Below are 25,710 nucleotides of genomic sequence, written 5' to 3' on the forward strand. Positions count from 1 at the left end.
TTAAATATTATTTTGTTTTGCCAAAGTCTTCCGGTAACACATAATTTCCGGTAAAAGGATCAAGATAAACTTTAGGTCCTACAGTATTCTTTCTTTTGCCTGATAAACTGACATCTATCACTGCACCAATAACGCCACCAATCAGACCTCCTGCTGCTGCACCAATTGTAACCCCGGTTGTAGCAGTTTCAGGAAATAATTCTGCTTTTGTTACCTCAATAAAAACACCCTTATCATCTTTAAAAATCTCAGTGTAACCCACAGGGATATTTTTGTAGGCAATGCCTTTATACACGAAACCATAAAAATGTCTTATTGCCGTTTTTTCCTCTCCTTTTATGGCCTTAGTAACGACTCCTTTATCATTAGTCTGCAAAGTAAATCCGGGTTCAGGATGGTGAGTAAAAAAGCTGTAATAGTCTTTATAAACTCCTTCTTTTAATTCATCTGCTTTTAGAATACTAAGTTTTTCTTTCAATACAGAAGTATAATCAGGAAAATCATTTTCTGAAATACTAAGTTTCCAAGGTGTTGCTTTATAAGATTCTTTAAAAAGGTCAGTAAGAATTAAAGTTACTTTTCTTGCCAGACTTTGTGCCAGATAAGGAGTTGTTCGTGATGAGACTGTTGCTACAGTATCTATTCTATCAATAAAATGATATCCGTCTTCTTTCTTAACAAATGTACTTGCCTTTAATTCAAGCTTTCCAATAGAATACTTTTCCTTTTTATCTTCTGAAACATTCAAATTTTCAAGCAAAAAAATCATCTCATCATTTCCCCTTACCGTATTGTATTTATAAAACCAATCCTGTATGTCTTTGCTGGCATTATTTTCGAAAATAACTTTCACCTCATCCTTATGGTACATCACCATTCCGATTTCCTGATTACCTCTTTGATCTATCACTGTAAGACTTTTGATAGAGTTTTTGTTATCTTTAATAGATTTTGAAAGATCAATGGTTTCTGTTTTCTGACCCAATAATACTAACGAAAATAATAAAAAGAAAAATGCTTTTTTCATAGATAGAATTTGTGGTAAAAATAATTTTTTTATTGTAAAAATTAAACGGCTCTCACAGAAAGATCTGTAAGAGCCGTCCAACATTAAAAAAATAAACTATTATGGGTTCTGTCTGGATCCAGAAGCGTCATGATTTCCGTGAGGTTTTCTTTCATCCATTTTATCTTTCATCATCTTTTCGGATTGAAACAGCTTCAGAACTTTTTGGCAGGGAATTACCTGCTGCATTTTATCTGCATATTTTTTTCTGTTATCCAATAACTTCTGTCCCACTTCAAAACTTTGCTGCAGCTTAGCTTTAGCTTCTTCATCTGATAAAGTTTCGGGATCAAAATTGGAATTAAACTGACTTTTTATCTGCTTCTGGCTATCCAGATATTCGTTATACAATTGTGTAAATTCGGCTTTATCATCCGGATCAACATTCAGATTATCCATGATCATATTGTTCCTGAATTTCTTTAGGAGGTCTTTTCTCTCTTCCGGAGAAAGATTATTGATGACTTCTTTCCTTTGTTTAGGATCCATCTTTTTCCAATCATAGTCTGTCCTTTGGGCATTTAATCCAAAGCCATAAATAATCAAAAACGTCAATAATATCTTTTTCATTTTCTTTTAATTATAAATATCCAAATAAACGTCCTGAGTCGAATTACTTGCTAACTCTGCAATTTCAGAATTAGAAAACGAGTCCAGATATTCATTCATTCGTGTTTCTTCTTTTTTCTTTACAGTTTTCACCGGTGTAGGGCTCTCTGTTGTTTTTTTTGTTTCGCTTACACTTTTAGAAGCGTAAACATTGTTATTTTTTTGATTTTCAACTGTTTGATTGTTATTTTCAACAGAAGTTAAATCAGATTTTAAAGTTTCATAAGCCAGCTCGCTTTCTGTTTTAGGCTCTCCGTTATTGGCAACATAGGTTGTTTTAGAGTTCAAAATTTGTTCCGTGGAATTGTTATCTGAATTAAAAACATAAGTTGCTCCAAAAATCAAAGCCAGCGATGCTGCTGCAGCATACATCCAGTTCAGCTTAAAGACAGGTGCTTTTTTACTTGCCTTTATATCATTCATAACGTTCTCCTGAATATTTTGAAACAAATTATCAGGAACTGTGTAAATGTTTTTACGCTCTAATTTTTCTATGTCGAACTCTTTCATCTTTGTTGGTCAAAAATTATTTTTCGTAATTTTCTTTAATAAAATCTTCTATTTTCTGTTTGGCATAATGATAATTCGTTTTTAGCGTCCCTACCGACATATCTACAATTTTTGATATTTCTTCGTAAGGTAGATCATCATAATACCGCATCATAAATACCAGTTTCTGCTTTTCGGGCAGGCTCTGTATAGCGTTCTGCAGTAAAATCTGTATTTCTTCAGCATCACCTTCTGTATTATCTGCCACAAGATTCTGCATATGATACTCCGGATCCTCATCAGTTTTCTGCATTTTCTTCATTTTGTTAACCTGCTGTAACGCTTCGTTGGTAGCGATTCGGTACAACCAGGTATACAACTGGCTATCATTTTTGAACTGATGAAAATTCTGATATGCTTTAATAAAAGTTTCCTGCAAAGTATCCTGTGCAAGATCTCCGTCCACAATAATTCTTCTTATGTGCCAGTATAATCTGCTTTGATAGGCGTCCATCAAGGCACGAACCCCTTTATCCTGGGTCCGTGGATTCTGCATCAACGAAATAATTTCCGCGTCCTTAATCTTCATAAGATGCCTTCATTGTTTTGGATTACAAAAATAGCTGAAAGTTAAATTAAAAATTCAATTTTCAATGTAAATATTAAAAATAATATGAGACACTTACGCAATAAACGTGCCTATATTGAAGTACAGAATTTCTGAAGTGTTCTTCTTTTCCCGGCTCAGCTTAAAATCTTATATTTGTTATATGCAAATTGTAATCATCGGTTCCGGAAATGTAGCCTATCATATGGCAAAAGCTTTCACTTTGAAAAGTATTCCTGTAGCCCAGATTTTTGGGAGGAACGAAAAAGAATTAGGTAAAATTTCTGAAGAATTAAATATTCCTTATTCCACAGATCATCTGGAAGAAGCAGATCTTTATATTCTTTGTGTAAGTGATCATTCTGTAGAAGAAGTCTCAAAAATTATTACAAGAAAAGATTGTCTGGTTGCCCATACCTCAGGATCTCTTCCAAAAGAAGTGCTGGCTGGTGTGTATAGAAAATCCAGCTTCTACCCTTTACAGACTTTTTCAAAATCCAAAGAACTTGAATATGAAAAAATTCCATTTTTTATAGAGGCGGAAAATGAAAAAGATCAAAAAATATTGTTTGATCTTGCTTCAAAGATTTCAGAAAGAGTGATGGAAAGCAATCACGAAAAAAGAAAATATATTCACCTGACTGCTGTATTTGCCTGCAATTTTGTGAATCATCTTTTTTCAAGAGCTAAAGAAATTTCAGATTCCCAGGATATTCCGTTTGATTATTTCTTACCCCTCATTGATGAAACGGTTCAGAAAATTCATGAAATTGAACCCAAACTGGCACAAACCGGTCCGGCAGTAAGAAATGATGTAAGGATTTTACAGCTGCATGAACAGTTATTAAAAGACGAGAGTCTTGAAATTTATAAAACAATGAATCATTCTATTCAGAAAATGTATGAGCTATAAAGAGAAATTAAAAGATATTAAGGCATTTGTATTTGATGTTGACGGAGTTTTCACTGACGGAAGCGTATATCTGCTTCCCGGAGGAAACATGTGCAGGGTAATGAATGTCCTTGACGGTTATGCAGTAGTAAAAGCTTTAAAAAACAATTATTTAATTGGGGTTATTACGGGAGGAAATGATGAGATGGTAAAGCACAGAATCAATTACCTGGGTATTCAGGATTACTATCCGAAGTCTCACAATAAAATGAATGATTTTGAAGATTTTAAGAAGAAATACAATCTTAAAAACGAAGAAATTCTGACCATGGGTGATGATCTTCCGGATATTCACATCATGGAAAGCTCAGCCATTGCGGCATGTCCTGAAAATGCGGTTCCTGAAGTAAAAGGAATTTCCGATTATATTTCTCCTAAAAAAGGAGGAACCGGTGCAGTTCGTGATGTCATTGAACAGGTAATGAAAGTTCAGGGGAACTGGCATGACGATAATACTCAATCTGTATAAGTATCTGTATGAAATTACTTTTAGCATCACAATCCCCAAGAAGAAAAGAACTTCTTTCTAGTTTAGGCTTTGAATTTGAAGTTGTAAAAATAGACTGTGAAGAAATTATTCCGGAAAACATCAAAATAGAAGATGCTGCGGCTTATCTTTCTGATTTAAAAGCTTCAGCCTTTAGAAAACTTGAAGCGGGCGAAGTACTTCTGACTGCTGATACGGTAGTCGCTATCGATAATCAGATCCTGGGAAAACCAAAAGATGAAGATGACGCCTTTACTATGCTTCAAAGTCTTTCGGGAAGAACGCATCAGGTCTATACGGGCATTACCATCAAAACCGTCAATACATCCATTACCGAAACAGATGTAGCCGATGTTACTCTGGACACTCTTTCTGATGAAGAAATAAACTATTATATTCAGAATTATAAGCCTTTTGATAAAGCAGGCAGTTATGGTATTCAGGAATGGCTGGGAATGGCAAAGATCACAAGCCTTACAGGAAGCTATTATACCATTATGGGACTTCCTACCCATCTTGTTTATAAAATCCTGAAAGAATCTTCTCTGATTTAAAAGATTATCAGGTTTAAAACTTCCATTAAAGAAGAAATAAAATACTTCCTGACGAAATATAAATATTATTCATTATAAAATTTTATTATTTTTACAAAATCATCAAACTGCTGATAATAAAAAGCAGATTAGCGAGTTATATTGAATAATGAAAAAGAATATATTATTCCTTTTAGTCATATGTCTTGTTGCTTCATGTGCTACCAAAACGAAAAAGCCGGAGCAGCGATCAAGAGTATTGAAAGGATTTTCCACATATTATAACACATTATTTAATGCAAAAGATGCATTAAACAGTGAGTTTACCACAAGAGACAAAGGGCATAAGGACAACTTTTATGCTCCCTACATTCCTATTCTGACTTATGAAGAACAGCCTTTAGGAAGTGATCTTGGACAGACTGAGGCTTTTGCCGAAAATTCGATGAAAATGGCTGAAGTAGCCAACAGACCTTCTGGAAGAGGTAATTCAGGAATTCCCAATATTCCCGGCGGACCTCAGGGAAATGGCCCTTCAAGACCTGACGGGGAACAGACCAAAGGAGCCACTACTCTCGAAATTGCAGAAGCAAAAGCTTTAAAAGCAATCAATAAATACTCCGTAACCAGAAATGGTGAGGAGAAAAATAAACAGATTTTTGATGCCTACATGATCCTTGCCCAGGCAAGAATTTATCGGGGTAAATCTCTGGAAGCACTTGATGCTCTGAATTATGTTTTCACCCGTATGAAAGATGACAAAAGGATTCCACTCGCGAGAATCTATCAGGGGCTTGCTTATGATCAGATCAAAGATTATCACAGAGCGCATGAAACTTTTGCCAAACTGAAAAGTGAAGATATCAGTAAAAGCTATGCAAAACTTCTGAGTATTTACTATTCCGAATCTTTGCTTGATGCCGGGAAAAAAGAAGAGGCCGCCAAAGAACTTGATAATGCTTTTGAACTGAACAGCAACAGAAAACTGAAAAGCAGAATCGCTTATCTGAGAGGTCAGGTGCTGGAAAATCTGAATCAGAATGATAAAGCAAGAGAAAGCTATGCTGCAGCGTATAAATATGCCAGTGATTTCGAATTTGAAGTAAAATCTCAGGTTGCCATCGCCAAAACTTTTAACGGTAAAGGAGACTATGCAGGAGCCAAAAATTACCTGGAAGGAATCAGTAAAAAAGGGATGTATGGCTCCAGAAAGAACGAATTTTATTATGCCTTAGGTTTAATGGCTAATAAAGCAGGCAAAAAGGATGAAGCACAGCAATTCTTCAGAAAATCACTGTTTGAAAAGGTTTCTGATCCTCAGATCCGTGGATTGGCTTATTATGAAATAGGAAAAAGCTATCTTGACAAAAATGATTATATAGGGGCCGGAAGTTATTATGATTCTGCGCTTGCCGTAATGACTTATGAACCATCAAAAATCCTGTTAAAAGATCAATCCGAGTATATTAAAAAGATTTCCAAAAACTACTATCTGATCAAAAAGAATGACAGTATTCTTTCTCTGGCAAAAATGAATGATGCTCAGAAAACAGACTATTTCACAAAATATATTGCCAAATTAAAGATTAAAGAAGAGAAAGAGGAACAGGAAAGGAGACGTGCAGAAAGAAGTAAAGGTTTTGATACCGGAGATTACAGTGCCAATTCTATTTTTGCCAATAGCGGCAATTCTTTTGAAGACTTTGGAGTCACTACAAAAGGTTTTTATTTCAGCAATTCAGGAACGGTAAGCAAAGGAACCTCTTCATTTAAGCAGATCTGGGGAGACCGTGCCCTGGCCGATAACTGGCGTTCTTCCAAGAAGATGGCCTCCATTGAAGATATGAAAAATGAAGCGTTGGGAGTAAACTCAGCGCCTAATCCAAGACGTTTTGAGCCTGCGTACTATATTGAACAGATTCCTACAGATCAGGGAAAATTATCTCAGTTAAAAAAGGACAGAGATACCGCCTCATTAGGTCTGGGAATTATGTATCAGAATTATTTTACCAATACTCCACTGGCCACGAAAACACTTTATGATCTTGTTGATGTAAAGCCGGAAGAAAAAGTGATGTTACAGGCATTGTATGAGATTTTTGCCATGAATTATGAGAAAAATCCACAGGCTTCTGAAAGAGCAAAACAAATTCTCTTAGCTGATTATCCTTATACTTCTTACGCTGAATTTGCCAGAAATCCTAAAAATAAATCATTTGTAAAATCAACTGAAGAAGTTGAAAACGAATACAAAAAGGCATATGCACTATTTGAATCAGAAAAATTTGTGGAAAGTAAAGATATTATAGATCAGACGATTCAGAAGTTTCCGAAAGATGCTCTGGTTCCTAAGCTGTATTTATTAAATGCTTTCAATGCAGGAAAATCAAGTGGAAAAGAAGTTATGATTCTGCAGCTGGAACAGATTGCCCTGAATTATTCCAAAACACCTGAAGGGATAAGAGCTAAAGAAATGCTGAATTATCTGAAAAGTGACCTCAGCTTCCAGGCAACGGACAACAAAGGAAATAATATTCCTCAACAACCATCAGGAGCACCTGTACAACCTAACACCCAAAATACGGGAGTTCCACAAATGAATAGTGGAAAAGTACAGAAGCTGGATAATATAAGTACAGCTCCACAAGCAAGCCCGGGGCAACCACAAAATCCTAAAAAACCTACTGAGACAAAATCAGGATCGAAGATCCCGCCAAGACCTCAATAAAATAAAAAGCGAAGATTTATTCTTCGCTTTTCTTTTTCTTTACTCCATGGAAATCTTTGAGATAAAAAGGCTCAAAATAAGCCATATCTTCAAATTCTTTGTTTTGTATTTTCTCCAGAGTCTTTCTGATGAGATATTGTGCAGAAGGATAAACATCTTCTTTAAAAACAGCATCAGGGAGATTCAGAATTTCTTTTGCTTTTTTAGCGCCATCCCCTATAAACAGAATTTTTTTATCTTTAAATTCTTCAAAAGATGTTTCATCCAGAATCTTGGCTTCGGTCTTGGATAACTCCTCCCCTGTTTTACCGTCATAAACGGCCGTATAAACCTCCATTCTCCTTGCATCGATCAAAGGTATTATAAAATCGTAGTTATCGCCTAAAAAGGGCTCTATCATGCTTTCAAGAGAATTCACTGCTACCAGAGGAACTCTGAGTCCATAACAAAACCCTTTAGCAGAGGCAGCTCCGATTCTTAGGCCGGTATAAGATCCGGGACCTTTTCCTAAAGAAACGGCTTCGATATCTTTAAGCGTAATCCCCGCTCCTTCCAATGCCCACTCTACATAAGTGTGAAGACTTTCAGACTGTTTATAGTTTTCAGAAACTTCTTCACAAAGGCACAATAACTTCTCATTATCTGATATGGCTACTGAACAGTTTTTCGATGATGTTTCCAGATATAGAATTTTCATTTTTTTGTTTTAAAGCTAAACAGCAAAATCGCATTTAATTTTCTGCAAATTTACTTCATTATTTTGGACTATTTTCTATAAATCGTTCTTGGCTCAGCCTGAGCACTTGGATAGATAGTCATATCTGAAATAGTAACGTGTTTCGGAGCATTTACACAGTAAGCAATGGCATCAGCAATATCTTCTGCTTTCAGGGCATCATATCCTGCATACACCGTTGAAGCCTTTTCACTATCGCCTTTGAACCTTACCAGAGAGAAATCGGTTTCTACAGCTCCCGGCTGGATATTGGTTACTTTGATTCCAAATTCGGTAAGTTCCAGTCTCATACCTTCCGAAATAACGTCTACTGCTTTCTTTGTTGCACAGTACACTACTCCATTCGCATAGGTTTGTCTTGCTGCTACAGAACTGATATTTACAATATGACCTAAATTTTTAGTTTTCATAGTTGGAATGATCATTTTGGAAACATACAGTAATCCCTTCACATTTCCGTCAATCATAGAATCCCAGTCGTCCGTCTTACCAGCAGAGAGAGGATCTAACCCATGAGCATTGCCAGCATTATTAATCAGAACATCAATATCTTTCCAGTTCTCAGGAAGAGAATTAATAGCTGCTTCCACTTCTTCAAGATTCCTTACATCAAATATTAAACTAAATATTTCGGTGTATTGGGAAAGTTCTGTTTTTACAGACTCCAGCACCTCACTTCTCCTTCCACAAATAATAATTCTGTTTCCTTGCTTTGCAAGAAGCTCTGCAGTGGCTTTACCTATACCGGAAGTTGCACCGGTGATTAATATTGTCTTCATAAAATTGGTTGTTAAATGTCCGAATGCACTCCTCTATCAATGTCATGATTCTGTTACATTCAAACATTGTTGTATTGATTTATTAGTTTGCATCAAAGGCCTGAAAAGCATCTTTGATATGGTCAATAACTAAGTTTTTTTTATCATCGGGAAGAACGGAAATAATATCAAATCTGGCTTCCTGGTCTTTATGACATTCCTCAAGATAGTGATTAGCTGCAGAAACAATGGATTTTATCTTTGTTTTGGTTACAGCTTCCTGAGGGAGCATAAAGGCATCCGTGGATCTTGCTTTCACTTCCACGATAATAATCAGATTATCTTTCTCAGCAATGATATCAATTTCGTTTTGCTTAAAACGAAAGTTTCTGGCCTTAATGGTATAGCCGTTTTTCTGAAGATAATCAGCAGCGAGATTCTCTGCTATTTTTCCAAAATCATTATGATGTGCCATAGTGTATAGTTAAGAGTTTGGAGACAGGAGAGTAGTGCTACTTTAAAAATCTATTTTTACTTTAGCATCCACTTTTATTTTCACGTTTGCACCAATTAAAAGTGGTCTGTTGTCTTTAATATGCCCATTCGGGAAGGCAAATACTACCGGGAAATTATACTTTGAAATTCTGTCTGAGATCAGTTTGTAAACGAACTCATCAAAGCTATCTTCATAGTTTTTATTTTCCTTTTCATCTCCCATATTGGTCATTCCACCAACAATCAATCCTTTGATTTTGTTGAAGACACCTGCCAGCTCCAGACTCATAATCATACGGTCCAGTGCATAGAAGTTTTCTCCTATATCTTCAATAAACAGAATCTTGTCTTTAAAATCGAATGAATATTTCGTTCCCAGAAGAGCGTAGATAAGGGCTAAATTTCCTCCAACCAATTCTCCCTGAATATTCCCTTTTTTATTGAATGGGTGAGATTTTAGGACGTATTTAGGCTTTTTGCCTTTAAGGATATCAAAGATCAGATCATAGCTTTCATTTGTCACTCCAAAACTTGATGTCTTAATGGTCTGTCCATGAATGGAAACAAAACCTTTTTTTAACAGATAACTTTGTATGACTGTATTGTCTGAATATCCGATATACCATTTCGGGTTTTCTGTAAAGTTTTTCAACTTCAGGTGCTGAATAAGATGCTGGCATCCGTAACCGCCTCTTGAAGCCCATACAGCTCTTATTTCCGTATCGTTTAAGGCCCAGTTGATATCTTTTGTTCTTTCCTTTTCTGTTCCGGCGTAATTATATCCGTTTGAAAATTTAGTGTAGAGATGTTCTCCGAGAACGGGTTCAAAACCTCTGCTTTTAATCATTTCTATTCCCTTTTCCAGTTGAGTAGCATCTACTGCACCTGCAGGGGAAATAACAGCTATTTTGTCTCCTTTTTTAAGAGACTTTGGAAAGATCATTTTTTTCATTTTGCTTTTTGATATTTTACTTCTTTCTTTTCTGCTTCCTCCAGTTGTTTTTCAAATTGGTTGAACTTTTTAAAACTCTGCAGGAAAATAAAGAAACTGAATATAATAAGAATACAGCCAACAACTCTTCTGATCTGGTTGGCCAGTTTTTGTGTTAATTTATCATGAAATTGTTTGGCAAGAAATATCTTGGCAAGATCTATAGACAGGTAAGTGGCCAGTACTATACTGATGTATAAAATAAAACTGCTGGTGTCCGGATATTGATTCCTTACGGAAATTACCGTTACCAGCCAGAAAAGGATGACTCCTACATTCAGAAGATTAAAGAAAAAACCGTTGAAAAAGGTCTTAATATAATTTTGACCAATGATCTTTTCTTCTCCGGGCAGGTGCATTTTGGTTTTGGTCACCAGCATTACAATTCCGTAGATGAAAATAAGAATAGAAGTGATCCTGTAAAAACCTGGATGTTTATCAATTAAAGAAACAATATCCGTACTGGCATAGTACGCCGCTACAATGCATAATAAATCTGCCGTAATCACACCAAGATCCAGTGACAGGGCATGTCTGGGGCCTCTGGAAAAGCTGGTTTCAATAAGCAGGAAAAAAATAGGTCCTATGAAAACCAGGCTTAGCATAAATCCTAATATGACGGCAGATAGTACAAGTTCTAGCATTAAGTAGTGTTTTAAAATGAATAAAAATTCATTTCGTTTAATACAAAGTTAGACTTTATGATTTAATTATTCAATAAAGTTATGATATATCAAGTGGATTTTAATAACACTTTAATGTAATTTTTTATTAAGGAATAAGAGAGGAGTGGAGAGTACATTTCATACTTTTTATATTTAGAAAATAAAAGGCTGACGGTTCGGTAACACATCAGCCTTTATAATTTTATCAACAGTCTTCTTAAAGACTTAATTCTTTACTTCACAATCTGGAAGTCAAGCTGCTTCTGAATCAGATTGGCTTTCACCACCTTAATCTGAACTTCATCTCCAAGCTGATATTTATTTCCATGTCTTATTCCGTATACAGCATGGGTTTTCGCATCATACATATAGGAATCATCCACAAGGTCTCTTAACTTGATCAAACCTTCAGCACCATTCTCAGGAATTTCAACCCAGAAACCAAACTCAGCTACTCCGGAAATCACTCCTCTGAATGTTTCTCCCAGATGTTTTTCCATGAATTTTACCTGCATGTACTTGATGGAATCTCTTTCCGCATCTGCTGCCAGTCTTTCCATCGCACTGCAGTGTTTTGCCTTTTCTTCAAGCTCACCTCTGTTTGGAGATTTTCCTCCATCCAGATAATGCTGAAGAAGACGGTGTGCCAGCAAATCGGGATAACGACGGATAGGAGAGGTGAAGTGGCTGTAATACTCAAAACCTAAACCATAGTGGCCGATTGGTTCCGTAGAGTATACCGCCTTACTCATACTTCTCATCGCAAGAGTTTCAATCATATTTTCTTCCCCTTTTCCTTTTACATCATGAAGAAGTTTATTCAAAGACGCAGCCACTTTTTTGGTATTGGCCAAATCCATTTTATATCCGAAAGTAGCAACGAAGTCTCTCAAAGATTCCAGTTTTGCAGGATCCGGATCATCGTGAACCCTGTAAATAAATGTATTGTTGGTGATCTCACCTTTTCTTGAAAGTGATACAAATTCTGATACTTTTTTATTGGCTAAAAGCATGAATTCCTCGATCAGGTGATTGGAGTCTTTACTGATTTTAAAGTACACACCGATCGGTTCATTATTTTCATCAAGATTGAATCTTACTTCACTTCTGTCAAAAGTAATGGCTCCTTTTCTTATACGTTCATGACGCATTATTTTCGCCAGCTTATCAAGTGTATTGATTTCTTCCGCCAGATCTCCCTGTCCGGTTTCGATACGCTCCTGAGCTTCTTCATATGTGAATCTCCTATCTGAGTGGATTACTGTTCTTCCGAACCACTGCTTTTGAATTTCAGCATTATCATTCAGTTCAAAAACAGCTGAAAAGGTATATTTATCCTCGTGCGGACGAAGGGAGCATACATCATTACTCAAAACTTCCGGCAGCATCGGCACAACCCTGTCAACAAGATATACTGAAGTAGCTCTCTGATAGGCTTCATCATCCAGAATAGTTCCCGGAACTACATAATGAGATACGTCTGCAATATGAACTCCGATTTCCCAGTTTCCATTTTCCAGTTTTCTAATGGATAAAGCATCGTCAAAATCCTTCGCATCCTTAGGGTCAATGGTAAACGTACAGATACTACGCATATCCCAACGTTTTGCCACCTCGTCATCTGTGATGCTTCTGTCGATTTTATCTGCATCAGCTTCTACTTCTGATGGAAATTCGTAAGGAAGACCATATTCTGCAAGAATAGAGTGGATTTCCGTTTCATGTTCTCCCGGAGCACCCAGCACCTGAATGATTTCACCTTCCGGGTTTTTGTCACCCGGTCTCCATTCCGTCATTTTTACGATCACCTTATCTCCATCTTCAGCATTGTTGAATTTTCCTTTCGGAATAAAGATATCTGTGTTGATTGTCTTTTTATCACAAACCACAAACCCAAATTCCTTATGGGCAACCTTCTGAAACGTTCCTACAAATTCCGTTCTGGTACGTTCCAAAACTTCCAAAACAGAGCCTTCCAATTTCTTTCCTTTATAATGATAAGTTATAATAAGAACTTTATCTCCCTGCAATGCGTCCTTCACATTTTTGGAGTGAACGAAGACATCATCTTCCAAACCTTCCACACTTACGTAAGCATTTCCACTTTGGTTAAAGTCAATAGTTCCGGTAAGCGTTCCTGCGATTTTCAGGTTCACAATGTATTTTCCTTTTTCAACTTCTTTAATCTTTTCAGATCCCTGAAGTTTATGCAGCGCCTGGATCACAAGTTCTCTTTGTCTTGGATTTTTGTAATCTATCCCATCAGCGATCTGCTTATAATTATAAATTTTGGATGAATTTGCATTCATAAAACGGAGGATCATTCTTCCGATCTCCATCATCTTTAAATCATTTTTATGACTTATATATTTTCTTTTTTTTGGCATTTTAATTTTTATTTTAATTGTTTTGGTCTTATCTCAATTAAGACCTTTTTCTAAATCTTCCTTATTAGTTCCTTAGTATAAGGTTATTCAATTTCATCATTAGAATCTTTCCGTAAATCATCAGAAATTATCTTTCAGTTTGCTTACAACGGGAGCTTTAGTTTTGTATAAATTTAATACAATTCTGGAGAAGAAAAGAGAAAAACCTTTTATTAAATATATTTCAAATATAAGAAAGGCTTTGGAGAATAATAGAGTGTAATTTCTATTGGACACTGCAAATGTACGAATAAAAAATAAATAAGGCTTGTAAAGTGATTTACAAGCCTTATTATAATTAGCAAACTGCAATTTTGTCAACTCTGTTCTGGTGTCTTCCACCTTCAAAGTCTGTTGAAAGAAATTTATCTACAATTTCAAGTGCCAGTTCTTTAGATATAAATCTTGCCGGCATTGAAATCATGTTGGCATCATTATGCTGTCTTGCCAGTGTTGCAATCTCCGGCATCCAGCATAAAGCGCATCTTATCTTCTGATGTTTGTTAGCAGTGATCTGAACTCCGTTTCCGCTTCCACAGATCAGAATTCCCAGCTCATTTTCTCCGTTTTCCACAGAGGTTGCCGCAGGGTGTACAAAGTCTGGATAATCCACACTGTTTGTGGAAAACGTTCCAAAATCCTGAACATCAAAAAGTTCTGAAAGGTAGTTCTTAACAATCTCCTTATATTCATAGCCTGCATGGTCCGCTGCGATAGCAATTTTTCTTTTCATAATACTCTTATTAAGCTTTATTAGATTCTATTTCCTTACAAAGGTAAGAATAATAACAATTCGTGTTAGTAAACCCTGAGTTAATTGTGAAAAGGTATGTGAATAACTGTGGAAAACTTTTCTCAACTTTCTATTTTTAAAGATCAATTTATTTCGTAATAGAAAATCTTTTCTCAAACTTTTACCACAACTTTCCAGATGTTTTCTTCAGCTATCCCCAGATTTTTCCATAATAAAATAACTAATAATGGCTTCATCTCAAAGTTATCAACATTTGTTAATAAGTAGGTGAAATAGCGGGTTTACAGAGATTTATATTGTGAGTTAAATATGAGTTGAGTAAAAGTTGAATGTTATCAATTTTTAGCATAAAACTTATCCCCGAAATTCACAACACTCAACAACAACTACATTATTCTTTTTTTTAAAAGAGATAAAATTGTTGATTAATGGGTGATTGGGTTCGGGGAAACTTTTTGAAAACTTTTATTTTAATCAAACTGTTGAAAAAGTTTAAAACCTTACATTTGTGAAACAAAAATTCAATGAGATTTATGAAATTGTTCTTGCGAGATTTTTCCGAAAACTAAAACGGATTTTGAGCACGACGGTTTCATAGGGCTTAGCAAAAAATAAATCTACTTATGAAAACAATCAATGATCTTAATTTTAAAGATAAGAAGGCTCTTGTAAGAGTGGACTTTAATGTTCCACAGGACGATCAACTGAAAGTGACTGACAACACAAGAATTGTTGCTGTGAAACCAACAGTGGAAAAGATCCTTAATGATGGTGGTTCTGTCATCTTAATTACACACCTTGGAAGACCTAAGGGAGAGGTTAAAGATGAATTTTCTCTTAAACATATTGTTGGCGAAGTTTCTGCTGTTTTAGGACAAGAAGTGAAATTTGTTGATGAGTGTATTGGAGAGAAGGCAGAGCAAGCAGCTGCAGATTTAAAACCAGGAGAGATCTTACTATTGGAAAATGTACGTTTTCATAACGAGGAGGAAAAAGGAGATGCTGCATTCGCAGAGAAGCTTTCAAAGTTAGGAGACGCTTATGTAAATGATGCATTTGGTACGGCTCACAGGGCTCATGCTTCCACAGCAGTAATCGCTCAATACTTTCCGTCAACTAAATATTTCGGTTTACTGATGGCTAGAGAGCTTCAGGCAATCGATAAAGTATTAAAAAGTGGTGAGAAACCAGTTACAGCTATTTTGGGTGGATCTAAAGTTTCAACTAAAATTACCATTATAGAGAATATCCTTCCTGCAGTAGATAATCTGATCATTGGTGGAGGTATGGCATTTACTTTTATTAAGGCTCTTGGAGGGAAAATCGGTAATTCTCTTGTAGAAGAAGATAAACTTCCTTTGGCCCTTGAGATTTTAGGAAAAGCTAAAGAGCACAAAGTAAAAGTATATCTTCCGTCTGATGCCATCATCGCTGAAAGCTTTAGTAATGATGTGGAGAGAAAAGAAGCTGATATCTATGCAATCCCTGAAGGATGGATGGGACTTGATGCGGGTCACAAATCGAGAGATCAGTTTAATGATGTATTGTTGAATTCAAGAACTATTCTTTGGAACGGTCCTATCGGAGTTTTTGAAATGTCAAACTTTGCTGGTGGCACAGTTGCTTTAGGAGAGAGTATTGCTGAAGCAACAAGACTTGGTGCTTTCTCTTTAGTTGGAGGAGGGGACAGTGTTGCTTTCGTGAAACAATTCGGATATGCTGATCAGGTAAGCTACGTTTCTACCGGTGGTGGAGCCATGCTTGAAAGTCTTGAAGGACTTGAATTGCCAGGGGTAGCTGCAATCAATAATTAATAGAAAATAAAAGATATTTCAAAGCCTGCTAATATAATTAGCAGGCTTTTTTTATTTCTTAAACTTAAAGAAAATCCTTTATTGATCGTAGTTTTAATGCTATTTTAGATATAACTTCTAGTTATATAGAGATGGGTTGAATTATCTTTCAGAGACTTATGTTTTTAATGAAATTTATGATCAGAATATTCTTAGAAAATTTACGAGTTTATGTGATTTTATTTATGGTTTTATTCTCATTTTACTTTGATAAATGACCATTATTTTTGCAAAACAATTGATATAAAAAGCGGTATTTTTTCTGTGAATTATACTTTGTATTTCGAAAAATATAGAAGGAGTAGTTGATATGATCTTATGAAGATTAGTAGAGGATTTGAAGGAAGGTTTATGATTTTTTCTTCCCATTGAAAAGTGATTCTATTTGTTTTTTTTTAAATTATTCTGGAGAGATAGGTTTCACTTTATCTTTTTAGGAAATAGTATTTTAGATTGCTTTAGTATTTAAATTTCTATTAGAAAATGGAGATATAAATTTTTGAAAATTTTAAATTCAATCATTTATTTATTTCACATTATAGTGATAGCTTTTTATATTATTGATTATTAATCATTAAACTTATTTTTTAACTATTTTTCCTTATTATTTTCATGTGATATTCTTACTAAAACAATAGAAATCCATAGGTAACTATAATAAAATGAATAAGTTAATTTTTTTTTGAATTTTTAAGATCCGTTTACATGATAAATTTAAGTAAGTTTTAATTTTTTATTCTTTAGACTTAAAAATTTGCCATGAAGTTTTAACATTGTTTAGGTGCTTCCAAGTTTTAAATTTTTGTTCAAGTATTGATTTTTGAAACTCTCTGTATTTTTATCTTTTCCTTTTTTCGTAAAAAAAATACAACCTTTCAATTTTTATCAATTTTATTTTTTGAAGTAGGGAAAAATTATTTTTATTAAAAATGGTAGAGTGGAGTAGGGGAGCTTTTTTTTTATCGTGGAATAATTACCTTAAGAAGAAATTAGATTTTCTTTTTTTGTCGTCAGAATTATATTTACCAAATCAGCTTTAATTTTTTCTTTTAATAAAAATGTCGAAAAATGAACTTCATAAATAGCTTAAAAATCAATTTTTTCTCTTTTTTAGAGTGTTTGTATCTTATTTTATTTTGAAGCTGAATTGAGGCTATTTCTGTAATAATTTATCTTGTTGAAACTAAATTTCTTCTTTTCTTGCTGTTTTTTATGCTTTTGTTGAAAACTGAATGAGAAGGTTTAGTAAAATCTTAAGTACATAAAATGCTGTGTAGGTGATGGACATTTTTCTCAACTTTAAAAAATAGAGTAGAGTAGATATTTTTATTTTTTTTTATTTGATAAAATTGACGAAGAAATTATTATTCGGATATGATATTTAAAAAGAAAACTCAGGAGAAAAATCCTGAGTTTTTATTTTTTAAGCTAAAACGCTGAAAATTGACCTTCATAAATAGGGTAAAAATCGATTTTCTATCTTTTTTCGATAATATATATCAAACTTGAAAATTCGTTCGAAAATAATGCCTTTACGTTGGAAATTGTTCCAAAGATCACTGCTTTTAACCAAAATAGAGGTGATTTTTTGTATTTTTCGCTCAACATAGAGATGTAATACGAATCAAGAACTAAAGGTTTGATCTTTCTCATTTTCCAGTCAGGATTTTTGGAAATCAAATTTTCCATACCATTTTTTGAAAAATGATAGATATGTCTTGGAACATCATAAGCGGCCCAATATTCTTTATAATGTTTCGCATCATAGGAAGTAGGGTTGGGAACTGCAATCACAAGAATTCCTTTTTCTTTTAATTTTTCATGAAAAACAGCAAGCATTTCATCCTGATTCTCGATGTGCTCAAATACATGCCATAGTGTAATAGCATCTAAGGTATTTTCCTCAATTTTGTTAATATCATCTAAAATAGAAGCCTTGGTTATTTTTCCTTGTGCTGCTTTTCTGGCATCAGAATCCGGTTCAAATCCATAGGTTTCAAAATCATTTTCAATGTATTTTACAAATTCTCCTGCGCCGCATCCATAGTCCAAAACTTTAGAACCTTTTTTTATTCTGTCTATCAGGATATTTTTTTTGTACTGAAGATTGAATGATTGAAGAAACTTATAAAGCTTTTCTTTCAAACTTCCGGAATCCTGGTGATGAGAAATATAATCTTCACTTTCATAATATCTGGAAATATTGGATGGAATAGGAGTGGTTTTAAAAACTCCTTTTGTTTCAGTCTCTTTGATCTCAAATATTTCCTGTGAAAGAAAATGATCTTTTATTTTCATTGAAGTAAATATCTTTTATATGATAAAAAAATTAAGATATTCAGAAGTGTTTTACGCTTATAAATACCTTAATTTTTGTTTTTATTTTCTAATGTTTCACGTGAAACATTTTTTTAACGCCCTAGGTAAACCAATAAAACATTAATATCAGCAGGGGAAACTCCGCTTATTCTTCCAGCTTGTGCAATAGTCTTCGGACGTACATTAGACATCTTTTGTTTTGCTTCTGCAGATAGGCTGCTTAGCTTTGTATAATCAAAATCTTCCGGTATTTTGATATTTTCCAGACGATTCAGCTTAGCTACATTTTCCTTTTCTTTTTCAATATAACCTTTATATTTGATATTGATTTCAGCCTGCTCTCTTACTTCATCGTTATATTGGGTAGAAACTTCTTTAATAAAATCGATTTCATCCAGTTTTTCTAACGTCATATTAGGCCTGGTAAGGATTTGTGCTGCTCTGTACGCCTGATCAACAGGGCTGCTTTCAATAGACTCCAGGACAGGGTTAATAATACCTGGTTTTAAAGAAGTTTCTCGAAGGAAATATTCAAGTGATTGACTTTCAGATATTTTTGTTTCAACGCGTCTTAATCTGTCTTCTTTTGCCAGTCCTAGCTGATATGCTTTCTCTGTTAATCTGATGTCAGCATTATCCTGTCTTAAAAGAAGTCTGTATTCTGCACGTGAAGTAAACATTCTGTAAGGTTCTTCAGTTCCTTTTGTAATTAGGTCATCAATCAATACTCCAATATAAGCTTCATCTCTGTTTAAGATAAAATCTCCCTTTTCATGAACTTTATTGTGTGCATTGATTCCGGCAATTAATCCTTGACCAGCTGCTTCTTCATATCCGGTTGTTCCATTGATCTGTCCGGCGAAATATAAATTATCAATTAATTTAGTTTCGAGGGTATGCTTTAATTGGGTAGGAGGGAAGTAGTCATATTCAATTGCATAACCCGGACGGAAAACTTTTACATTTTCGAATCCTGGTATATGTTTCATTGCTTTGATCTGTACATCCTCTGGAAGAGAAGAGCTGAAACCGTTGACATAGATCTCTACTGTTTTCCATCCTTCCGGTTCTACGAAAAGTTGGTGTCTGTTTCTTTCTGCAAAACGGTTAATTTTATCTTCAATACTTGGACAGTATCTAGGACCTAAGCTTTGAATCGTTCCATTAAACATTGGACTTCTGTCGAAACCTTCTCTTAAAATATCGTGTACTGTTTCGTTGGTATATACGATATGACAGCTTAGTTGTTTTGTTAGTTTCGGAGTGTCAAGATAACTGAACTTTTGGGGATTTTCATCACCTTTCTGTTCTTCCATTTTTGAATAATCCAAACTTCTTCCGTCTACTCTCGGTGGAGTACCGGTTTTCATTCTTCCTGCCTCGAAACCTAAAGTGACCAGTTGTTCTGTAATTCCAAAAGCTCTCGGTTCGCCCATTCTTCCTCCTCCTAATTGTTTATCTCCAACGTGGATTAATCCGTTAAGAAAAGTTCCGTTTGTAAGAACTACAGATTTTGCTTTAATCTCAATTCCTAAAGAAGTAACCACTCCGGCTACTTTATTATTTTCAACAATCAGTTGTTTCACCATATCCTGAAAGAAATCAAGATTGGGAGTATTCTCTAATGCTAAACGCCATTCTTCGGCAAAAAGCATTCTATCATTTTGGGTTCTCGGAGACCACATCGCAGGACCTTTTGAAAGATTCAGCATTTTGAATTGGATCGCAGATTTGTCTGCCACAATTCCGGAATATCCTCCCATTGCATCAATCTCTCTTACGATCTGTCCTTTTGCGATTCCGCCCATTGCCGGGTTGCAACTCATCTGTCCGATGGTCTGCATATTCATTGTAATAAGCAGTGTTTTTGAACCCAAGTTAGCTGCTGCTGCTGCTGCCTCACAACCTGCGTGTCCTGCACCTACTACTATTACATCATATATTTCTGAAATCATTTTTATCTCGCTTGTTTTAAGCTTTAAACCTTATCTTTATAACCAATGTTTCACGTGAAACATTTTTGGAGAATGCACTCTAGGTAAACTTATATTGTTGCTAGAATAGAGTACTTTAGATATGGGACTTTAAGTGATTCTTCAATTTTAAAACTTTAAATCCCTGTATTTATCCAGGTACAAATCTTCCATTCTCCGCATCTCTTTTTCTTCCTCTTCCGTCTTGTCTTTATAGCCTGCAAGATGTAAAATACCGTGGGCTAAAACCCTTCTTAATTCTTCTTCATAATCTCGGGAAAGGGTAGAGGCGTTATCAGAAATGCGCTGCAAAGATACGAAAATCTCAGCGCTTATTGTCTTACCTTTTACATAATCAAAAGTGATGATATCTGTATAGTAATCATGCTGCAAATAATCCTGATTGATCTTAAGAAGATATTCGTCATCACAGAAAATGTAGTTGATTTCTCCTAATTTTTTTCCTTCTGAAAGAATAAGATCTTCCAGCCATTTTTTGTAATCTGTACTTACCGATTCTGGTAAGTTTTCGTAAAAGAACTGTATCATTTTTTTAAAACCAGTGTCCTAATATAACACTGAATATACCTTTTTGGTTATTTTTTAGGGAGTGGCTGAAGTTTACTTTTATCTGCCCGAAAGGAGATTTGTAACCTGCCGTAATTCCCAGTGAGCTATAATTTACTTTAACTGCATCTTCAAACTTAATATCGTTTGATAAGTTGGCAAAGGTAAAGTTTCCGCTGATAAAATAGTTTTTATTAAACTTAAACTGAACATCATTTGATGCCAGTATGACATTGTTTGTATACAACTGGGCGAAATAGAATCCACCAAAACTTTTAAAATTAATGAGATTCTGCTCAAAAATTCCGCCTAATCTGTATTGGTAATAACCTGGAAGGTTTTCACCGATAGTAACTCCTCCAAACAGATTGAGACGATAGCTGAATTGTTTGCTTAGCGGAATATTAAGCTTAAGGTCCGCTTTGATCTGAATGATTCTTTTATCAACTTCAGACTTTAAAAGATCTACAACCTTTCCTTCTGCTGCAAAATAAACCCCTTTTGTAGGGAATTCCTTATCATCCTGAGTGTCGGTCTTAATAAAAACATAAGGGTTCAGAAAACGGCTGTATCGCCTGTTATCTCCATTGCTGTTTTCTGCTTTAAAATAATCGTGGCTAATACCGCCGCCAATGGCAAATTTATCCTTCCAGGTAGACTGTATATAAGCTTCATTTCTGATCCATTCCCAGCGGTCTACTACATAGTTATCTACATTCTTTATATCAAAGCTCATTCCTGATGAATAGAGGCCAACTCCCGGAATATATCCGTTATCTACAAAATAATTAAGGTAATATCTGAGACGATCTCCTACAACGAGATCCACCGAAAGGTTTGAATTTTTAAATAAAAGCCTTTTTGCAGAATAATTCAAAAGAAGTCCCGTTTTAAAAACTTCGTCATAATGCAATCCGAATTTTAGAAAATGACGGGCATCATCTTCAGTGACGTAAAGCTTCAGGTAATTGGCGTCATTCTCCTGAACGATATCATAATTGATAAATTTGTAGTTGTTGGTAGCAACCAGTTTATCTATCATTTTATTAATGCTTCCATAGGTCTGTAAGGAGGGGAGGCGTAGTCCCATTTTTCCCAGCGTGTAGTTTTTACCATAAATTTTGCTTCCTTCAATAGAAATACTGTCTATTTTATAAACATTCGAATATATAGGGTTCACCTGTTGTCTGAGACGGTCAAATGATCTCTTTGGAAGTTGGTCTAATACCTGGGAATATTTCATACCTTCCACATATCCGCTGTCCAGAATTTTCTTTTTATCATCGTAGCTTGTAGCGGACATCCCTTTCAGATTGGGTTTAATATTGATATCTGTATATCTGTATTGTCTTCGGGTATCTCTTTTGATACCGAAATCTATGACCTGGTTTAGAATGGCTATAATATTGTTTAAATCTTCTCTTTTAGAAAGATCCTGATTAAGATCCACACCTATGACGATGTCAATTCCTTTGTCCTTTAAAGGCTTTGAGGGGTAGTTTACCGTCATCGCTCCGTCAATATAAATGCTGTCCCCAATTTTTACCGGATCCATTAAAGAAGGGAACGCAGAACTCGCCATAATAGACTGTACGAGATCTCCCTTTTCAAAAATCTGCATATTGCCGCTTTCAAGATTGGTAGCGACACAAAGGAAAGGAATAGGCATTTTGGAAAAGTCCTCAATATTGGAAACGTTTTTAAAAAGTTCTTTCAGAAGATAAACATTTCTTTGTCCGGTACTGATAGAGGAAGGAAGTGTGATTTTACCGTTTTTGAGCGGAATGGATAAAAGATATTTGTCTACAGATTTATTGAAAAAGCTGGCTTCCTGCCGGGACTTTGGATCCATAATAAGAGAATAGAAATCTGTATCCATGACTATTTTTTCTATTTCTTTTCCGGAGTATCCGGCGGCATACAATCCGCCTACGATAGCTCCCATGCTTGTTCCGGAAATATAGTCTACTTTCACTCCCAAAGAATCCAGTACTTTAAGAACTCCGACATGTGAAAAACCCTTGGCACCACCACCGGCGAGAGACAGCCCTATTTTTGGATTCTTCGGAATTACCAGATTTTTTTTTACCTGAGAATGGATCAATAACAGTGGGAATATGAAAAGCAGAATCAGGAGTTTTCTCATAGTTAATCTTTTATATAAATCCGTTTCACCCGCGGGGAAATGGAGGTTAATACTTCATAGGTTATCGTTTTGCAGTATCCTGCGAATTCTTTTAAGCTTGGTTTGGCGTTGAAAACAGTTACGGTATCACCTTCTTTTACGTTGGGAATATGGTCTACATTAATCATCATCATATCCATGCAGATATTTCCGACGATAGGTGCAAGAGTTTTATTTACACCTACATTTCCTACCTGATTTCCGATCAATCTTGGAATTCCGTCTGCATATCCCACAGGAATCGTTGCAATTCTTGTAGGATGATCTGCTTTATATCTTCTGCTGTAGCCTACAGATTCACCATTTTCAACGGTTGATATCTGTGAAATTACGGTTTTAAAGCTTACCACAGATCGTAATTGTTTCTGAATTTCAGGATCTGCAGATTCTCCCAGCATACCAATACCGATTCTCACCATGTCATGCTGATGATCTTTATAGCTGGTAATTCCTGCCGAATTCAGAATATGACGGATAGGAGTGTAGCCTAGTTTTTCAATAAGGTAATCGGAATTTTTTTCGAATATCTCCAGTTGTTTCAAAGTGAATTCTTTTTCTTCAGGCATATCAGAAGATGATAAATGACTGAACATACTCTGAACCTTTACATTTTTGTGGCTTAAAGTTTCGCTTAACTGATCCAGCTCAAAATCTTTAAAACCAAGACGGTGCATTCCCGTTTCCAGCTTGATATGGATCGGGTATTTTTTATCATATCCGGATTTCTGAACGGCTTCATAAAATAATTCCAAAACTCTGAAACTGTAAATTTCCGGCTCCAGGTTATATTCTATAATCGTCTGATAACTGTGCTGCTCGGGATTCATCACAATAATAGGAGTGGTGATCCCTTTTTTACGAAGTTCTACCCCTTCATCTGCATAGGCTACCCCAAGATAATCTATATGATGATGCTGAAGAAATTCTGATACTTCAAAGCTTCCCAGCCCGTAAGCGTTGGCTTTCACCATTGCCATCATTTTAGTTCCCGGTTTCAGCAATGATTTATGATAGTTGATATTGTGAAGAATTGCATTAAGGTTTACTTCCAATACCGTATCATGCTTTCTGAGTTCAAGAATATCTTTCAGTTTTTCGATCTCAAATTTTCTGGCTCCTTTGAGCAGAATAATCTGATTTTCTATTTCAGTAAGATGTTTGCTTTCAATGAGCTCTTTAGTATCAATAAAAGTATATGTTTTAGTTTTAAATAATTCACTAAAGTTTGATATTTCATCACCAATTAAGAAGACAGAGTCAAAATTTTGCTCATTCACCAGTTCAGAAACTTCTTCATATAATTCTTTGGCGTTGGAGTTTACTCCTACAATATCTGTTAAGACCAGTGATTTTTTAGATTTGTTGTATTCATTCAAAAACTGCAGGGCAGTCTTCAAAGAGTCGAGGTCAAGATTAAAAGAATCGTTGATGACAATATTGCCCTTAACTCCTTCAATCGCTTCAAGCCTCATTTCAACGGCTTTTAAAAGGTTGATTTTTTCAACGATCTTTTTATTTTCGATATTCAGTTCCTTGAGTACCGAGATAAGCGCCATAGCATTGGTTAATGTCGCTTCGTCTCTCTGATGAACCGGAAAACTGATTTCTTCACCCAAATATTCAACAATGATGTTTTCATCTTTGGAAATATTGTTTTTGATGAAAACCTGATTCTCTTTTTTAAAACCGTAAGAAATTAATTTTTTATCAGAGTAGGATTTTTTAATTTTTTGATCAACCAAAAAATTATCTCCATTATAAATGATCACTTCAGAATTTTTGAAAAGAATAATTTTTTCATTAATCAATTCTTCCTCGGAAGAAAAGTTGGCCGCGTGAGCAGTTCCGATATGCGTGAGCAGTCCGATCTGAGGGTGGAAAATATTTTCAAGTTTTTCCATTTCATGCGGTTTTGAAATTCCTACCTCAAAAATCCCAAGCTGATGGGAACTGTTGATCTGAAGAAGAGACAAAGGAAGACCAATCTGGGAATTAAAACTTTTAGGGCTTTTTACCGTAGGAAACTCGTTCCATAAGCACTGATATAACCATTCTTTTAAAATAGTCTTACCATTACTTCCTGTAATTCCGATCGATTGTAAATGAGAATTTTCGAAATGATACTTTGCTAATTTTTGAAGAAACTCTACGGAATTTTCAACAATGATCCAGGTTATATTGTCAAACTCCGGATAGTAATGTTCAGAAATAATGACATTGATACCCCTGTCCATTGCAGATTCAATAAATTTTTCACCGGAATTTTTGTGAGTATTGATCGCAATGAAAGCTGAATTCTTGATAGAATAAATAATCCTGCTGTCGTATGCTATATTTTTGATCAATAAACTTCCGTCACCAATGACCTGTGAACTGGTGATCTCTGCAATGTGTTGTACTGTATAATTCATTGGTACCCTTTCTGCTTTTTTTAGCGAATTGGCAAAAAGGTAAAATAGTAAAAGGGCTGAGATTTATGACATCATCCGGTTTTTCCTTTTTAAATATTTTACAGTG

General features: G+C 35.1%; 21 protein-coding genes. 5 read left to right on the forward strand and 16 right to left on the reverse strand.

Features of this window, described 5'->3' with window-relative positions; genetic code table 11:
* Positions 1-7: 7 nt before the first annotated feature.
* The 4 genes from PZ898_RS14940 to PZ898_RS14955 all read right to left on the reverse strand — a co-directional run bounded on the left by PZ898_RS14940 (position 8) and on the right by PZ898_RS14955 (position 2,753).
* The gene (locus PZ898_RS14940; protein WP_277693651.1) at positions 8-1,027 is read right to left on the reverse strand and encodes a hypothetical protein; all 1,020 of its coding nucleotides are present in this window, start codon (positions 1,025-1,027) and stop codon (positions 8-10) included.
* 99 nt (positions 1,028-1,126) lie between these two features.
* Positions 1,127-1,636: a hypothetical protein gene (locus tag PZ898_RS14945; RefSeq protein ID WP_062672787.1), complete on the reverse strand. Its 510-nt coding sequence runs from the start codon at positions 1,634-1,636 to the stop codon at positions 1,127-1,129.
* Positions 1,637-1,642: 6 nt separating this feature from the next.
* Complete coding sequence (locus PZ898_RS14950; protein WP_062672789.1) at positions 1,643-2,185, reverse strand: hypothetical protein; 543 nt, start codon at positions 2,183-2,185, stop codon at positions 1,643-1,645.
* A gap of 16 nt (positions 2,186-2,201) precedes the next feature.
* The gene (locus PZ898_RS14955) at positions 2,202-2,753 is read right to left on the reverse strand and encodes a sigma-70 family RNA polymerase sigma factor (protein ID WP_062672791.1); all 552 of its coding nucleotides are present in this window, start codon (positions 2,751-2,753) and stop codon (positions 2,202-2,204) included.
* Positions 2,754-2,934: 181 nt separating this feature from the next.
* Here PZ898_RS14955 and PZ898_RS14960 point away from each other — a divergent pair, with 181 nt between their 5' ends.
* The 4 genes from PZ898_RS14960 to PZ898_RS14975 all read left to right on the forward strand — a co-directional run bounded on the left by PZ898_RS14960 (position 2,935) and on the right by PZ898_RS14975 (position 7,471).
* Positions 2,935-3,684, forward strand: coding sequence for a DUF2520 domain-containing protein (locus PZ898_RS14960; RefSeq protein ID WP_062672793.1), 750 nt, complete (start codon positions 2,935-2,937; stop codon positions 3,682-3,684).
* On the forward strand, positions 3,674-4,192 hold the full coding sequence (locus tag PZ898_RS14965; RefSeq protein ID WP_062672795.1) for an HAD hydrolase family protein: 519 nt from the start codon (positions 3,674-3,676) through the stop codon (positions 4,190-4,192). Before PZ898_RS14960 ends, PZ898_RS14965 begins: the two co-directional genes overlap by 11 nt.
* Before the next feature lie 8 nt (positions 4,193-4,200).
* A complete protein-coding gene (locus tag PZ898_RS14970; RefSeq protein WP_062672798.1) occupies positions 4,201-4,764 on the forward strand; it encodes a Maf family protein in 564 nt (187 codons plus the stop codon).
* Between the two features lie 148 nt (positions 4,765-4,912).
* Positions 4,913-7,471 carry a tetratricopeptide repeat protein gene (locus PZ898_RS14975; protein WP_062672800.1) on the forward strand — a complete coding sequence of 853 codons (2,559 nt, stop codon included), beginning with the start codon at positions 4,913-4,915 and terminating at the stop codon, positions 7,469-7,471.
* Between the two features lie 16 nt (positions 7,472-7,487).
* Here the strand turns inward: PZ898_RS14975 and tsaB are convergent, their stop codons facing one another.
* The 7 genes from tsaB to rpiB form a co-directional block, all read right to left on the reverse strand.
* Positions 7,488-8,168: a tRNA (adenosine(37)-N6)-threonylcarbamoyltransferase complex dimerization subunit type 1 TsaB gene (tsaB, locus tag PZ898_RS14980; protein WP_216443600.1), complete on the reverse strand. Its 681-nt coding sequence runs from the start codon at positions 8,166-8,168 to the stop codon at positions 7,488-7,490.
* 68 nt (positions 8,169-8,236) lie between these two features.
* Positions 8,237-8,986 (reverse strand): SDR family NAD(P)-dependent oxidoreductase, encoded by a 750-nt coding sequence (locus tag PZ898_RS14985; protein ID WP_123278731.1) that lies wholly within the window; start codon positions 8,984-8,986, stop codon positions 8,237-8,239.
* A gap of 82 nt (positions 8,987-9,068) precedes the next feature.
* Positions 9,069-9,440 (reverse strand): YraN family protein, encoded by a 372-nt coding sequence (locus PZ898_RS14990; protein ID WP_277693652.1) that lies wholly within the window; start codon positions 9,438-9,440, stop codon positions 9,069-9,071.
* 42 nt (positions 9,441-9,482) lie between these two features.
* Positions 9,483-10,412, reverse strand: a complete 930-nt coding sequence (locus PZ898_RS14995) for an LD-carboxypeptidase (RefSeq protein ID WP_277693653.1) — start codon at positions 10,410-10,412, stop codon at positions 9,483-9,485.
* Positions 10,409-11,095 (reverse strand): LysE family transporter, encoded by a 687-nt coding sequence (locus PZ898_RS15000; protein WP_062672810.1) that lies wholly within the window; start codon positions 11,093-11,095, stop codon positions 10,409-10,411. The genes PZ898_RS14995 and PZ898_RS15000 overlap by 4 nt, the downstream gene beginning before the upstream one ends.
* Positions 11,096-11,349: 254 nt before the next feature.
* Positions 11,350-13,503 (reverse strand): ribonuclease R, encoded by a 2,154-nt coding sequence (gene rnr / locus PZ898_RS15005; RefSeq protein ID WP_277693654.1) that lies wholly within the window; start codon positions 13,501-13,503, stop codon positions 11,350-11,352.
* Positions 13,504-13,840: 337 nt separating this feature from the next.
* A complete protein-coding gene (gene rpiB, locus PZ898_RS15010; RefSeq protein ID WP_277693655.1) occupies positions 13,841-14,275 on the reverse strand; it encodes a ribose 5-phosphate isomerase B in 435 nt (144 codons plus the stop codon).
* A 644-nt stretch (positions 14,276-14,919) separates the two neighbouring features.
* On the opposite strand from rpiB, the gene PZ898_RS15015 reads away from it, so the two are divergent.
* Positions 14,920-16,110, forward strand: a complete 1,191-nt coding sequence (locus PZ898_RS15015; RefSeq protein WP_120232315.1) for a phosphoglycerate kinase — start codon at positions 14,920-14,922, stop codon at positions 16,108-16,110.
* A 1,515-nt stretch (positions 16,111-17,625) separates the two neighbouring features.
* On the opposite strand, the gene PZ898_RS15020 is transcribed toward PZ898_RS15015, so the two are convergent.
* The 5 genes from PZ898_RS15020 to PZ898_RS15040 all read right to left on the reverse strand — a co-directional run bounded on the left by PZ898_RS15020 (position 17,626) and on the right by PZ898_RS15040 (position 25,604).
* Positions 17,626-18,447, reverse strand: coding sequence for a class I SAM-dependent methyltransferase (locus PZ898_RS15020; protein ID WP_062672816.1), 822 nt, complete (start codon positions 18,445-18,447; stop codon positions 17,626-17,628).
* A gap of 113 nt (positions 18,448-18,560) precedes the next feature.
* Positions 18,561-20,423 carry a tRNA uridine-5-carboxymethylaminomethyl(34) synthesis enzyme MnmG gene (mnmG, locus tag PZ898_RS15025; protein WP_277693656.1) on the reverse strand — a complete coding sequence of 621 codons (1,863 nt, stop codon included), beginning with the start codon at positions 20,421-20,423 and terminating at the stop codon, positions 18,561-18,563.
* Positions 20,424-20,570: 147 nt separating this feature from the next.
* On the reverse strand, positions 20,571-20,990 hold the full coding sequence (gene ybeY / locus PZ898_RS15030) for an rRNA maturation RNase YbeY (RefSeq protein WP_034694045.1): 420 nt from the start codon (positions 20,988-20,990) through the stop codon (positions 20,571-20,573).
* A gap of 4 nt (positions 20,991-20,994) precedes the next feature.
* Positions 20,995-23,154, reverse strand: coding sequence for a patatin-like phospholipase family protein (locus tag PZ898_RS15035; protein ID WP_120232319.1), 2,160 nt, complete (start codon positions 23,152-23,154; stop codon positions 20,995-20,997).
* A gap of 2 nt (positions 23,155-23,156) precedes the next feature.
* Positions 23,157-25,604 carry a bifunctional UDP-N-acetylmuramoyl-tripeptide:D-alanyl-D-alanine ligase/alanine racemase gene (locus PZ898_RS15040; protein WP_277693658.1) on the reverse strand — a complete coding sequence of 816 codons (2,448 nt, stop codon included), beginning with the start codon at positions 25,602-25,604 and terminating at the stop codon, positions 23,157-23,159.
* Positions 25,605-25,710 lie beyond the last annotated feature (106 nt).

It is taken from the genome of Chryseobacterium sp. WX, assembly GCF_029542485.1.
Classification (GTDB): domain Bacteria; phylum Bacteroidota; class Bacteroidia; order Flavobacteriales; family Weeksellaceae; genus Chryseobacterium; species Chryseobacterium cucumeris.

Coding starts and splice junctions, on each gene's coding strand:
- PZ898_RS14995 (WP_277693653.1), bottom strand. CDS start 10,412: ATGAAAAAAATGATCTTTCCAAAGTCTCTTAAAAAAGGAGACAAAATA.
- PZ898_RS14965 (WP_062672795.1), top strand. CDS start 3,674: ATGAGCTATAAAGAGAAATTAAAAGATATTAAGGCATTTGTATTTGAT.
- tsaB (WP_216443600.1), bottom strand. CDS start 8,168: ATGAAAATTCTATATCTGGAAACATCATCGAAAAACTGTTCAGTAGCC.
- PZ898_RS14955 (WP_062672791.1), bottom strand. CDS start 2,753: ATGAAGATTAAGGACGCGGAAATTATTTCGTTGATGCAGAATCCACGG.
- rnr (WP_277693654.1), bottom strand. CDS start 13,503: ATGCCAAAAAAAAGAAAATATATAAGTCATAAAAATGATTTAAAGATG.
- PZ898_RS14950 (WP_062672789.1), bottom strand. CDS start 2,185: ATGAAAGAGTTCGACATAGAAAAATTAGAGCGTAAAAACATTTACACA.
- PZ898_RS15000 (WP_062672810.1), bottom strand. CDS start 11,095: ATGCTAGAACTTGTACTATCTGCCGTCATATTAGGATTTATGCTAAGC.
- PZ898_RS14945 (WP_062672787.1), bottom strand. CDS start 1,636: ATGAAAAAGATATTATTGACGTTTTTGATTATTTATGGCTTTGGATTA.
- PZ898_RS14985 (WP_123278731.1), bottom strand. CDS start 8,986: ATGAAGACAATATTAATCACCGGTGCAACTTCCGGTATAGGTAAAGCC.
- PZ898_RS15035 (WP_120232319.1), bottom strand. CDS start 23,154: ATGAGAAAACTCCTGATTCTGCTTTTCATATTCCCACTGTTATTGATC.
- PZ898_RS15020 (WP_062672816.1), bottom strand. CDS start 18,447: ATGAAAATAAAAGATCATTTTCTTTCACAGGAAATATTTGAGATCAAA.
- PZ898_RS15040 (WP_277693658.1), bottom strand. CDS start 25,604: ATGAATTATACAGTACAACACATTGCAGAGATCACCAGTTCACAGGTC.
- PZ898_RS15015 (WP_120232315.1), top strand. CDS start 14,920: ATGAAAACAATCAATGATCTTAATTTTAAAGATAAGAAGGCTCTTGTA.
- PZ898_RS14990 (WP_277693652.1), bottom strand. CDS start 9,440: ATGGCACATCATAATGATTTTGGAAAAATAGCAGAGAATCTCGCTGCT.
- mnmG (WP_277693656.1), bottom strand. CDS start 20,423: ATGATTTCAGAAATATATGATGTAATAGTAGTAGGTGCAGGACACGCA.
- rpiB (WP_277693655.1), bottom strand. CDS start 14,275: ATGAAAAGAAAAATTGCTATCGCAGCGGACCATGCAGGCTATGAATAT.
- PZ898_RS14975 (WP_062672800.1), top strand. CDS start 4,913: ATGAAAAAGAATATATTATTCCTTTTAGTCATATGTCTTGTTGCTTCA.
- PZ898_RS14940 (WP_277693651.1), bottom strand. CDS start 1,027: ATGAAAAAAGCATTTTTCTTTTTATTATTTTCGTTAGTATTATTGGGT.
- PZ898_RS14970 (WP_062672798.1), top strand. CDS start 4,201: ATGAAATTACTTTTAGCATCACAATCCCCAAGAAGAAAAGAACTTCTT.
- PZ898_RS14960 (WP_062672793.1), top strand. CDS start 2,935: ATGCAAATTGTAATCATCGGTTCCGGAAATGTAGCCTATCATATGGCA.
- ybeY (WP_034694045.1), bottom strand. CDS start 20,990: ATGATACAGTTCTTTTACGAAAACTTACCAGAATCGGTAAGTACAGAT.